The organism is Streptomyces sp. SPB074, assembly GCF_000154905.1.
Classification (GTDB): Bacteria; Actinomycetota; Actinomycetes; order Streptomycetales; family Streptomycetaceae; genus Streptomyces.
Genome location: NZ_GG770539.1, coordinates 70851 through 82342 on the forward strand (window position 1 = coordinate 70851; position 11492 = coordinate 82342).

Consider the following 11492-nt stretch of genomic DNA (forward strand, 5'->3'; position numbering starts at 1 on the left):
GCCGTGCCGGGCGGCACCGCGCGACGGAGACGCCCACGCCACCGGAGGCACCGTGAAGATGCTGATCAACGTCGCGGAGACCGTCGTCGCCGACGCCCTGCGCGGCCTCGCCGCCGCGCATCCCGAACTGACCGTGGACATCGAGAACAGGGTGGTGGTGCGGCGCGACGCCCCCGTCGCGGGGAAGGTCGCGCTGGTCTCCGGCGGCGGCTCGGGGCACGAACCGCTCCACGCGGGGTTCGTCGGCCCCGGGATGCTCGACGCGGCCTGCCCCGGCGAGGTCTTCACCTCGCCCGTGCCCGATCAGATGGTGCGTGCCGCCGCCGCGGTGAACAGCGGTGCCGGGGTGCTCTTCATCGTGAAGAACTACACCGGGGACGTCCTCAACTTCGACATGGCGGCCGAACTCGCCGAGGAGGAGGGCATCGCGATCGCCAAGGTCCTCGTGGACGACGACGTCGCCGTGACCGACAGCCTGTACACGGCGGGGCGGCGCGGCACCGGCGCGACGCTGTTCGTGGAGAAGATCGCGGGCGCGGCCGCCGACGAGCGGCGTCCGCTCGCCGAGGTCGCGGCGCTCGCGGAGCGCGTCGACGCGGCCTCGCGCAGCTTCGGCGTCGCGCTCTCCTCCGTGAGCACGCCGGCGAAGGGCGGCCCGACCTTCGACCTGCCGCCCGGTGAGCTGGAGCTGGGCATCGGCATCCACGGCGAACCCGGCCGCGAACGGCGCCCAATGATGACCTCGGGCGAGATCGCGGACCACGCGGTGCACGCCGTGCTGGACGACCTGGGCGGCGAGGGGCCCGTGCTGCTCCTCGTCAACGGCATGGGCGGTACTCCGCTCCTGGAGCTGTACGGGTTCACCGCCGAGGTGCACCGGGTGCTCGGCGAACGCGGGGTCCCGGTCGCGCGTTCCCTCGTCGGCAACTACGTGACCTCGCTCGACATGGCGGGCGCCTCGGTGACGGTGTGCCGCGCGGACGAGGAACTGCTGCGGCTGTGGGACGCGCCCGTCGAGACGGCCGGGCTGCGCTGGGGCCGCTGAGGCCACGCGGCAGCCGCAGGGGGAATCTACGAAGGGGTGACGGACGGACATGGGTGACAGCGAAGACGAGGGCGTGCTGGACGCGGCGTTCTTCCGGCGGTGGCTCGACGGCGCCGCCGCGGTGTTCGACGCGGAGGCCGAGCGGCTCACCGCGCTGGACTCGGCGATCGGGGACGCCGACCACGGCGCCAACATGAGGCGGGGCTTCTCGGCCGTGCGCGAGTCGCTCGCCGCGGACGAGCCCGCGAGCCCGCAGGCGGTGCTCGCGCTGGCCGGGCGACGGCTCGTCTCCACCGTCGGCGGGGCCTCGGGCCCGCTGTACGGGACGCTGCTGCGCCGGACCGGGAAGGCCCTCGGCGAAGCGCTCGGCGAGCGCACCGACCCGGACCGGGCGGAGTTCGCCGCCGCGCTGCGCGCGGGGATCGAGGCGGTCTCGGCGCTCGGCGGCGCCAAACCGGGCGACAAGACGATGATCGACGCGCTCGTCCCGGCCTCGGAGGCCCTGGACACCTCCTGGGAGGCGGCGGCCGAAGCGGCGCGCGCGGGCGCGGCGGCGACCGTGCCGTTGCGGGCGCGCAAGGGGCGGGCGAGTTATCTGGGCGAGCGCAGCGAGGGGCACGAGGACCCGGGAGCGGCCTCGGCGGCGCTCCTGCTCGGGGCGCTCGCGGACACGGCCGGGAGGGCGGGGGCATGAGCGGCGCGCAGGGGGGCGTCGGGCTCGTCGTGGTCTCGCACTCGGCGACGGTCGCCCAGGCGGTGGCACGGCTCGCGGCGCAGCTCACGGGGGCGGAGGACAGGGTGCGGATCGAGGCGGCGGGCGGTACGGAGGACGGCGGGCTCGGGACGAGCGCGGATCTCATCGTCCGGGCGGCGCACGCCGTGGACCAGGGGGCGGGGGTCGCGATCCTCGCCGATCTCGGCAGCGCGGTGCTCACCGTCAAGGCGCTGCTCGCCGAGGGCGACGAGTTGCCCGCGCGCAGCGCGCTCGTGGACGCCCCGCTGGTCGAGGGGGCGGTCGCCGCCGCCGTCGCCGCCTCGGCGGGCGCGGACCTGGAGGCGGTACGGGCGGCGGCCGCCGAGGCGTACGACTACCACAAGCGGTGACGGACCCGCGCCGCGGCGGGGCGCCTCGTCATGGCGCCGTCTCTCGCAGGTAGCGGGAGAGGCGGTCCCGTCCCGCCGCGCGTGCCGCCGCCGGGTCCTCGACGGGACGGACCCGGGTGTCGGGGAAGAGCAGGTAGAGCACGTCGTCCTGCGTGCCCGCCGCCTGGGGAGCGCCGCCGAGACCGAGTGAGCGCGCGGCGGCGTAGGAGGCCTCACCGATGACGTCGGCGGGCCCCGTGTCCCCGACGACGGCGTACCGCACCCGGTGCCCGTGCACGAGGACGGCGAGCGTCCCGCCGGTGATCCCCGAGGCGGCGGGACGCCAGCGCGCGGAGGGGCCGGGGACCACGACGTACGGGACCGTGTCGGCGCTCAGCGGGCGACCGTCCGAGCCGTTCCAGGCGGTCGTCTCCTGGAAGTACGGTCCCGAGGCGGCGTTGCAGACCGGTCCCGGGCGTCCGTCGCAGTCGATGTCGAGGTCGGCGATCCAGTGCAGCGCATCGCCCCGGCCCGCGCACACGGGCGCGTCGGCCGCGCGCCCCGCGTCGCGCCGGAAGAGCCCGGCCGAGACCTGCCGGCAGGAGCGGGCGGCACGGGAGCGGAGGACGTCGGCGCTGATCGCGGCCGGTCGGGCAACGGGGTGCGACGGGATCGCGGGGGTGGGCGGGGGCGAGGCCGCGGGGCCCCCGGAGCGGGGGACGGAGCAGGAGCGTCTCAGACATACGGATATATTTTGATTTTTTATATATTTTCTGTCTGTCCGCCGCTTTTGCTATCTCTCTTTTTTATTTTAATAAAATCAATCAACATTTTATCTTCAGTTGAAAGAAGAATAAAAGTTATCATAAACATTTGGTGTCTGGCATTATGTAGTCCTACTATTATCAACATTATATCTATGTGGTACACAGGTCGTTTGAGGCTCCGGCCGAACCAAAAAAACAAAGGCTAGGGATCGGGAGCAGTTCCGGTCGGCACGGTGGCGCCCCGGCGGCCGGCGGCCGGGGCGGTGGTGCGGGGGCCGCGCAGGCGAGGGGGACGAGGGCGAGGGTCACCGTGAGCAGGGCGTGGCACGACCTGCGGGCGGCCCCCGGCCGTGGGCACGACGGCATCGAGGACGTCAACCGATCTCCAGCGAACGGATGAACAAACCGTCGCGGACGCTAACCCCTTGCCATCCCCCGCCCCGCCGGGGCGGGGCGGGACGCGCGGGCCGTCACCCGGGTACCGGGCACGGCGGCGGGGACGGACCGGTGACCCGGCACGCGCGCACCCGCGACACGCCCCACGCCGCGCCCTCCGCGCCGAGCCCTCCGTCAGGCCCCGTCAGGCCCCGTCAGGCGCCCGCTCCCCCGTCCACCGGCAGGATCGCGCCCGTCACCATCGACGCCCGGTCGCTGAGCAGCCAGGCCGCCGCCTCCGCGACCTCGCGGGGCGCCCCCATGCGGCCCAGCGGGACCGAGGAGGTGATCCGGTCCACGACGCCAGGGGTCGCCTCCTCCCACTCGTCGATCATCCGCGTCGCCGTACCGCCGGGGGTGATGCCGTTGACGCGGATGCCCTCCCGTGCCCAGGTGACGGCGGCGCTCTCGGTGATGCTGTTGAGGGCCCGCTTCATGGCGCCGTAGGCGGGAAGGGCCGGGTTGGCGCGGCGGCTGCCGATGCTCGACGTGTTGACGATCGCCCCGCCGCCGGAGCGGCGCATGAGGGCGGCCTCCGCGTTCATGGCGGTCCAGTGGGCGCGGAAGTTGACGGCGAACTGCTCCTCGATCACCTCGTCCGCCGTGGTGTCGAGCGGACCGGGCGCCTGGCCGGCCGCGCCGTTGTTGAAGGCGCCGTCGAGGCGGCCGTGCAGCGCGGCCACGCGGTCGACGGCCGCGCGGATGCTCGTGGCCTCCGCGAGGTCCAGCGTGACCGCGTCCGCGGTGCCGCCGTTCGCGCGGATCTCGCCGACCAGCGTGTCGAGCGCCGTCGTACCGCGAGCCGCGAGGACGACGGAGGCGCCCTCGGCGGCGAAAAGGCGGGCCGCCGCCGCGCCGATGCCCCGGCTGGCACCGGTGACGAGGACGACCTTGCCGCTGAGCAGGCCGACGGGGCCGTGTTCCGTGCTGTGTGTCATGCCCTCAGCGTCGGCCGGGCCGCGGGCCGCATACAGGCACAGGCGGTACCAGGATGACCCGCCGCGCGCGGAGCACACTGGACGCATGGACAAGCAGGAGCTGGGCGCCTTCCTGCGCAGCCGCCGCGAACGGCTGCGCCCCGCGGACGTGGGCCTCCCCTCGGGGCCGCGCCGCCGTACCCCGGGGCTGCGGCGCGAGGAGGCGGCGGTCCTCGCGCACATCTCGACGGAGTACTACGTACGGCTCGAACAGGGGCGTGCGCCGCGCCCCTCGGGCGAGGTCCTCGCCGGGATCGCGGGCGCGCTGCGGCTCACCGAGGCGGAGACGGCGCATCTGCACGTACTGGCGGGGACCGTGCCCGTGCAGGAACCGGCGCCGCTGCGCGAAGTGCGGCCGAGCGTGCTCGCGCTCCTGGAGCGGCTGCCGCTCACGGCGGGGTTCGTCCTCTCGGCCACCTTCGAGGTCCTCGCGTGGAACGATCTCGCCGCCGCGCTCATGGAGGACTTCGGCGCGCTCGCCCCCGCCGAGCGCAATCTCGCGCGCCGGGCCTTCCTCCGTCCCGAGGACACCGAGGACACCGAGGACACCGAGGGGCCGCTGTACGGCATCTCCGACGCCACCGCGTTCCGCCACGACGTCGTCACGGAGCTGCGCAACGCCCTCGCCCGTTACCCGAAGCACCCGGAGGTGACGGCGCTGATCGAGGAGCTGCGCGCGGGCTCGGCGGACTTCGCACGGCTCTGGCAGCGGCACGACGTACGGGCCGCGCATGTGCTGACGAAGACGTTCCGCCACCCGGTCGCGGGGGACATTACCGTCGACTGCGACGTCCTCGGCCTCGACGAAAGCGGCCAGCGACTCGTGCTCTACAGCGCGCCGCAGGGCTCGCCGAGCGCGGAGGCTCTGGCGTTCCTGGGGGTACTGGGAGCGGAGGCGGGCCGGAGCCGCTGAGACGGCGGGGCGGGGCGGGGCCCCGGGCCCCCGGGCCCTTGGGGCGCGGCGGGTCCCGGCAAAACCGCGAGCAGGCGCCACGCCCGGTGCGTCGCGCCTGCTCCGTAACCCGGTGCGCTCAGTGACCTCAGAGCCCTCGGGCGCCCAGTGCGCCCAGTGCGCCCGGTCCACCGCCGCGCTCAGTGCGCGAAGCCCCAGTCGAGGATCTTCGTGGCGTCGTCGAAGCGGCCCTCGTCGTCGCCGAGGACGACGCCGATCAGGGTGCGGTTGTCGCGCTCGGCGGCGAAGACGACGCAGTAGCCGTCCTCGGGACCGCTGCCGGTCTTGACGCCGAGGGCCCCGTCGTAGGTGCCGAGGAGTTCGTTGGTGTTGTTCCAGGTGTAGTACCGGGTGCGGCCGTTGGCGGCCGGTGCCTCGGTCTTGTACTGCGTGTTCTTGACGACCTCGGCGAACACCGGCTGGAGCATGGCGCGCTGGCCCAGCTTGGCGAGGTCGCGGGCCGTGCTGTGGTTGTTGCCCTGGGAGATGCCGTCGACCGAGTCGAAGTGGGTTCCCTTGAGGCCGAGTTGCTGCGCCTCCGCGTTCATCTGGGCGATGAAGTCGGCGATCCGCGCCTCCTCGGTGTCGCCGTTGCCGAAGTTGTCCGCCAGGGCGCGGGCGGCGTCGGCGCCGGAGGGGATCAGCATGGCGTGCAGGAGCTGGCGGGCGGTCAGGGTGTCCCCGGTCTGGAGGTCCGCCGTGCTGGCGCCGACCTCCTGCACGTAGTCCCGGTACTCCTGCTTGACCGTGATCCGCCGTTCCAGCCACTCGGGGTGCTTGAGCACCACGACCGCCGTCATGATCTTGGTGGTGCTGGCCACCGGGACGCTCTCGTCGGCGTCGGCCCCGGCCCACAGCTCGCGTTCCTGGCTGCCGTCGCGCGCGTCGAGGAGGAAGGCGTGGCCGGCCTCGACGGCGGGGGCGTCCTGCGCGTCCGCGGTGCTGGCCGCGGTGTCCGCGGTGGCGGCCGTGGTGTGCGGGGTGCTGTCCGGCGCGGCGGCCTGGGCCAGTCCGGTCGCGCCGATCGGCAGTGCCGCTCCGACGAGGGCTGCCGAGGCGATGCGGACACCGGTGCGGTGGAAGCGGTTGGGGCGGGCGTGTGCACCCATGAAGTCTTTCTCCTCCTACCGGCGCGGACGCCGGACCGTACGTGCCCGGGGCCCGGCGGACGTGCCCCCCGCCTCGGCGCCCGGGAAGGCCCCCGGGAACGTCCCGGAGACACCTGCTCCACGCCATCACGCGGAGCGCGCGCGCTCAAGAAGCCGCATGATCTCGTCACAGGGCCCACACGCGAGGATCGGATGATGATCATCTCGCGATGCGGCGAGCGCGCCCCGCGCGGCGCCGGGCGAGGCAGGGGGTGGGACCGTCGGCGGTGCGGGGGCCCCGTTGGCATCGGTACCGGGCCGCTGCCTCAGGCCAGCCTGTCGAGCACCACCTGCGCGAGCGGTCCGGCCGACGCCGGGTTCTGGCCCGTGTGGAGGGTGCGGTCGCTCACCGTCTTCGCGGCCCACGGCTCGCCCTCCTGGACGTCGGCGCCGAGCGCGGTCAGGCGGTCCTGGAGGAGCCAGGGGGCGCGGGAGGCGAAGCCGGCCTGCGTCTCCTCGGCGTTGGTGAAGCCGGTGAGGCGGTACCCCGCGAAGGGGCTGCCGCCCTCCGCGTCCGCCGTGGCGAGGAGCGCGGCGGGGCCGTGGCAGACGAGGGCGAGCGGGCGCCCCGAGCCGAGGGCGCGGGTGAGCAGCGCCGCCGACGCGGCGTCGTGGGAGAGGTCCTCCATGGGGCCGTGACCGCCGGGGTAGAAGACGGCGGCGTACGCGTCCGGATCGACGTCGGCGATGGCACGGGGGCGCAGCAGCGGCGTCATCGTGTCGAGCGCCGCGCCCTCCTCTCCGCCCGCGACGGAGGCGTCGAGGCTCGCCGCGTCCACGGCCGGGACGACGGCGCCGGGTGTGGCGACCTCGACCTCGTACCCGGCCTCGGTGAACAGGTTCCACGGCGCCACCACCTCGTCGGCCCAGAAACCGGTGGGGTGGCGGGTGCCGTCGGCGAGGGTCCAGTGGTCGGAGCCGGTGAGGACGAAGAGGATCGTGGGCATGGGTTCGCTCCTTGGCAGAGGGTCAGGGAATGCGTGTGCCCCGGCCGGTGCGGGTCACCGGTTCCCTGCCCGCGCGGGCGGGTCCGGTCCCGGCGGGGCTGGGCCGGACGGATGAGCTCGTCACCTGCGCGGCGGCAGCCGGGAGCCGCGCGGGTGCGGCGGGCACGGCGCGGACGTGGGCTGGGCAGCGGCCCGCACGGTTCTCCCGTCGCGCGCCCGACCGGGCGCCGCCGTGCCGCGCCCGAGGACGGTCCCGATGCCTTGCGCGACTTCTCTGACAGCGACCGCTCTGGGCGCCTGCGCCCTGCTGGCCCTCGCCCCCTGCGCCCACGCCGACGGGGCCCCGGCGCGGGACCCCGTGACGGTCCGCGCGCAGGGGTCCACGGTGCGGCTCACGACGTCGGCGTGCCCCCGGGGCGGCACGGCGACCCTCGTCGCCGCGGGCCGGGCGACGGCCGACGGGGGCTTCGCCGTGGACCTGGCGCCCGGCGGTCGCGCCCGTACCGCCTCCTGGCTCGCCGTCGAGGACGGGCGGTACGTCGCCCGCGTGCGCTGCGCCGACGGTACGCGGCTGAGCGGAGCGGCCGTGCGGGTGCCCGGCCCCCTGCCGTCCCCGGCCGTGACGCCCGCGCCCGAGGGCACGGCCGCGAAGGACTCCCCCGCGCCGCGTCCGAGCGGGCCGGCGAGCGCGAGCGACGCCCCGGTGGATCCGTACGCGGACGCGGGGATGGCGGAGTCCCCGGCGGGCGTGCCGGGTGAGATGCCGAAGGGCGGGGTACGGGGCGGGCTCGGCGGCAGCGCGAAGCCGGAGCGGGACTCGCCCGGGGCCTTCGGCGCGGGGACCGCGCTCGTCGCGGCGGCGGGGGCGGGCGCGCTGGTGTGGTGGCTGCGGAGGAGGGTGTGGGGACGGTGAGCCCGGGACCGGGCGGCGGCCGGGTCTCAGTTCCGGTGCTCACCGGGAAGCGCCTCGGCGACCCAGCCGACGGGCAGTTCCTCGTTGTCGACCGTGACCGCCTCGACCGCGTGGTTCTCCGGGTCGATGTCGGCCTCGACGCCCTCGCCCGCGAAGCGGGGATAGCCGCTCGTGCCCTCGGCACCGGTGGGCCGGACGACCGCGCGGCGCAGTTCGGCGCCGTGGTCGAGCTGCCCCGACTCGTCGGTGAGCTGGGGCTTGAGTACGACGGTGTACGCGGGATCGGCCGGGGTCGAAGTCATGGGTCCGGAGTGTAGGACGGCCGCGCGCGGCGGACGAGCACGCCGCGCCCGGCCGGGGGCGGGGGCGGGGGCAGGGGCAGGGGCAGGGGCAGGGGCAGGCCGGGCATCGCACGCTCCGGCCCGTTGACCGTACGGCTGCTGGGCGGTCGGGGCCTGGGGGCCGTGTCCGGGGTGCCGGGGAGAACTTCGTGCGCGGGATCTTGACGGCCCGGGGAAACCTGTCTGTAATGCGTTGCGAACCGGTTCGCGAACCGGTTCGCGCGAAGAGATCCCCGGGGCCGGGCAGTTGCTCGGGGGCGGTACCTTCGCCTCACGCACCGTCAGGACGTCGTCGTCAGGAGGCCGTGCTGAACATCGGCGAGATCGCCCGCAGGGCCGGGGTTTCGCGCAGCACGGTCTCGTACGTGCTGAGCGGCAAGCGGCAGGTCTCCGAGGCGATCAGGGAACGGGTCATGCGGGTCGTGGAGGAGTCGGGGTACCGGCCGAGCGCCACGGCGCGGGCCCTCGCCCACGGTTCCACGCGGGCCTTCGGCCTCGTCATCCCGCCGACGAGCGAGCACCTGAACGTGGAGCAGCTCCGCTTCGTCGGCGCGGTCGCCGAGGCGGCGGCGGCGCACGATCACGACGTCCTGCTCTCGCCGAGCGGCGAGGCGCACGAGAGCGCCTTCGACCGGATGGTCGGGGAGCGCAGGGTCGACGGCGTGATCGTGATGGAGACGATGCTCCACGACAGCCGGGTCGCGCGGCTCATCGAGGAGGGGCTGCCGTTCGTCACGATCGGCAGGACGGGGTCCGAGGAGGCGCACAGCTGGATCGATCTCGACTACGCGGGTCTCGTGACCGAGGCCGTGACGCGTCTGGCGGCTCTCGGGCACGAGCGGTTCGCCCTGATCAACCGTCCGCAGTGGCTCCTGGACCGGGAGTACGGGCCCGCCTTCCGGGCGCTCGACGCCTTCGAGAAGGCCGTCGCCGCGCTCGGCGCGCGCGGGGTCGCCGTGTGCGCGGAGGACGCGGAGGAGTCGGGGGCGGAGGTGACCCGGCGTCTGCTCGGCACCGTGGTGCCGCCGCCCACGGCGATCGTGACGGTCAACGAGCGCGCGCTCGACGGCATCGTGGCCGCCCTGCGGGCGATGCGTGTCGTGGTGCCGCGTGATCTCTCGCTGCTCGCCGTCACCTCCGAGGAGCACGCCCGCGCGCACGAGCCGCAGATCGGCGGCGCGGACGTGCCCAGCACCGAGATGGGCCGCGGCGCCGTCGAGGCCCTGCTGCGGCGTGTCACCCGCCCCGAGGAGCCGCTCGCCCACGTCCTGCTCAGCCCGCCCTTCCTCCCGCGCGGCACCGAGGGCCCGGCCCCCGCGTCCGCCTGACCCGACCCACCCCGTCCCGCTCTCCCGGCCCGCCGTCAGCCCGGAGCCACCACCACGACAACACCGGCACACCCGCATTACGCACCACCACCACGGCACCCCCTTCCCCCGCGCCGCCCCTCCCCCGAGGCCCGCGCGGCACCAGGCTCCGCCCCCGTCGCGCCCCCACGCCGCGGGCTCCGGCACCACCACGACCGCAGCAGCGGCCCTTCCCGCCCATCGCAGGCGCGGTTCCACCGGCCCGTCCCGTCCGTGACGGGCGCCGTCGCCGTGCCCCCGAGAGGACCTCGCCATGCCCCGTACACCCCGCAGAACTCGCGGCGCGCGCCGGATCGCGCTGCTCGCCACGGCGAGCGCGACCGCCGCGACGCTCCTGACCGCGTGCGGGAGCGACGGCGGCGGGGGCACCGCCGCCAAGGACTCCTCGGGACGCCTCGTGCTGACCGAGATGGACTACTACAACACCGACCCGACGATGAGCGCGCTGCCCGAACTCCTCGACTCCTGCGGCCGGAAGGCCGGGGTCACGGTGCGCCGGAAGATCGTGCCCGACCTGCGCACGAAGCTCATCCAGCTCGCCGGCTCGCACGCCGTGCCCGACCTCGTCCTGCTCGACAACCCCGACCTCCAGCAGCTCGCGGCCACCGGCGCCCTGACCGATCTCGGCGAGGCGGGGCTGAGGACGGAGGGGCTGTACGAGAACGTGGTGGCGGCCGGGAAGTACGAGGGGAAGTTGTACGGCGTCGCGCCCGGCGTCAACTCCCTGGCCCTGTACTACGACAAGAAGCTCTTCGCCGACGCGGGCCTCACTCCGCCCACGACGTGGGACGCGCTGGCGAAGGCCGCGAAGAAGCTCACGTCGGGGAAGCGGCACGGGATCGGGTTCGCGGTTCCGGCGACCGAGGAGGGGAGCTTCCAGTTCGAGGCGTTCTTCCTCTCGGCGGGCGCCGAGTTGTCGAAACTGGACTCGCCGGAGGGGGTGAAGGCGCTCAGCTTCCTCGACGCGCTGGTCAAGGACGGGTCGGCGCCGAAGGACGTCCTCAGCTGGACGCAGGCGAACGTGCAGGAGCAGTTCGCGAACGGTTCGCTCGGCATGATGGTCAACGGCCCCTGGCAGCTCCCGCAGCTGAAGAAGGCGGGGTTGTCGGAAGCGGACTACGGGGTGGTCCCGATGCCGGTGCCCGCGCGGGGCGGCACGCCTTCGGGTGCGCTGGGCGGGGAGGTGTGGGCGGCGGGCGACAACGGCGCGGAGAAGTCCCGCAAGGCCGCCGAGGTCATCTCCTGCATGGTGAACGAGAAGAACAGCCTCGCGTGGTCGAAGCTGACGCAGTACGTCCCGGCCGCGAAGCGCGCCGCCGCCGAACTCGCCGGTGAGCAGCCGCAGATGAAGCCGTTCGTGGAGGGCATAGCGGGCGCGCGGGGCCGCACGGCGCAACTCGGCGCGACGTACCCGGCCGCCTCGCAGGCGCTGTGGACGGCCGTGCAGGCCGCGCTCTCCGGGCAGAAGAGCCCGGCCGCCGCGCTCGGCGCGGCGCAGGTCGAGGCGACACGGTGAG

At 74.6% G+C, this 11492-nt stretch carries 12 protein-coding genes; 7 read left to right on the forward strand and 5 right to left on the reverse strand.

From position 1 onward, the window contains the following. Nucleotides 1-52 precede the first annotated feature (52 nt). The 3 genes from dhaK to dhaM all read left to right on the forward strand — a co-directional run bounded on the left by dhaK (nt 53) and on the right by dhaM (nt 2149). Nucleotides 53-1045: a dihydroxyacetone kinase subunit DhaK gene (gene dhaK, locus SSBG_RS00335; protein ID WP_008744253.1), complete on the forward strand. Its 993-nt coding sequence runs from the start codon at nt 53-55 to the stop codon at nt 1043-1045. Nucleotides 1046-1118: 73 nt separating this feature from the next. Further along, a complete protein-coding gene (gene dhaL, locus SSBG_RS00340; protein WP_037870901.1) occupies nt 1119-1739 on the forward strand; it encodes a dihydroxyacetone kinase subunit DhaL in 621 nt (206 codons plus the stop codon). Next, a complete protein-coding gene (gene dhaM, locus SSBG_RS00345; RefSeq protein ID WP_008744255.1) occupies nt 1736-2149 on the forward strand; it encodes a dihydroxyacetone kinase phosphoryl donor subunit DhaM in 414 nt (137 codons plus the stop codon). The genes dhaL and dhaM overlap by 4 nt, the downstream gene beginning before the upstream one ends. Before the next feature lie 28 nt (nt 2150-2177). Here the strand turns inward: dhaM and SSBG_RS00350 are convergent, their stop codons facing one another. Together SSBG_RS00350 and SSBG_RS00355 are read right to left on the reverse strand one after the other, a co-directional pair. Beyond that, nucleotides 2178-2669, reverse strand: a complete 492-nt coding sequence (locus SSBG_RS00350; protein ID WP_234010290.1) for a glycoside hydrolase family 75 protein — start codon at nt 2667-2669, stop codon at nt 2178-2180. A gap of 816 nt (nt 2670-3485) precedes the next feature. Beyond that, on the reverse strand, nt 3486-4268 hold the full coding sequence (locus SSBG_RS00355) for an SDR family NAD(P)-dependent oxidoreductase (RefSeq protein ID WP_037870903.1): 783 nt from the start codon (nt 4266-4268) through the stop codon (nt 3486-3488). An 85-nt stretch (nt 4269-4353) separates the two neighbouring features. On the opposite strand from SSBG_RS00355, the gene SSBG_RS00360 reads away from it, so the two are divergent. Next, nucleotides 4354-5220: a helix-turn-helix transcriptional regulator gene (locus SSBG_RS00360; RefSeq protein WP_008744258.1), complete on the forward strand. Its 867-nt coding sequence runs from the start codon at nt 4354-4356 to the stop codon at nt 5218-5220. Nucleotides 5221-5399: 179 nt separating this feature from the next. On the opposite strand, the gene SSBG_RS00365 is transcribed toward SSBG_RS00360, so the two are convergent. Together SSBG_RS00365 and SSBG_RS00370 are read right to left on the reverse strand one after the other, a co-directional pair. Next, a complete protein-coding gene (locus SSBG_RS00365) occupies nt 5400-6368 on the reverse strand; it encodes a D-alanyl-D-alanine carboxypeptidase family protein (RefSeq protein WP_008744259.1) in 969 nt (322 codons plus the stop codon). Nucleotides 6369-6673: 305 nt separating this feature from the next. After that, the gene (locus tag SSBG_RS00370; protein WP_037868572.1) at nt 6674-7354 is read right to left on the reverse strand and encodes a type 1 glutamine amidotransferase domain-containing protein; all 681 of its coding nucleotides are present in this window, start codon (nt 7352-7354) and stop codon (nt 6674-6676) included. Between the two features lie 256 nt (nt 7355-7610). Here SSBG_RS00370 and SSBG_RS00375 point away from each other — a divergent pair, with 256 nt between their 5' ends. Then, a complete protein-coding gene (locus SSBG_RS00375) occupies nt 7611-8267 on the forward strand; it encodes a hypothetical protein (RefSeq protein WP_037868574.1) in 657 nt (218 codons plus the stop codon). 26 nt (nt 8268-8293) lie between these two features. Here SSBG_RS00375 and SSBG_RS00380 read toward each other — a convergent pair whose 3' ends face one another. Next, nucleotides 8294-8569, reverse strand: coding sequence for a hypothetical protein (locus SSBG_RS00380; RefSeq protein ID WP_008744262.1), 276 nt, complete (start codon nt 8567-8569; stop codon nt 8294-8296). Between the two features lie 347 nt (nt 8570-8916). On the opposite strand from SSBG_RS00380, the gene SSBG_RS00385 reads away from it, so the two are divergent. Further along, nucleotides 8917-9936, forward strand: coding sequence for a LacI family DNA-binding transcriptional regulator (locus SSBG_RS00385; RefSeq protein ID WP_008744263.1), 1020 nt, complete (start codon nt 8917-8919; stop codon nt 9934-9936). Between the two features lie 292 nt (nt 9937-10228). Next, nucleotides 10229-11491, forward strand: a complete 1263-nt coding sequence (locus tag SSBG_RS00390) for an extracellular solute-binding protein (RefSeq protein ID WP_050776675.1) — start codon at nt 10229-10231, stop codon at nt 11489-11491. Nucleotide 11492 lies beyond the last annotated feature (1 nt).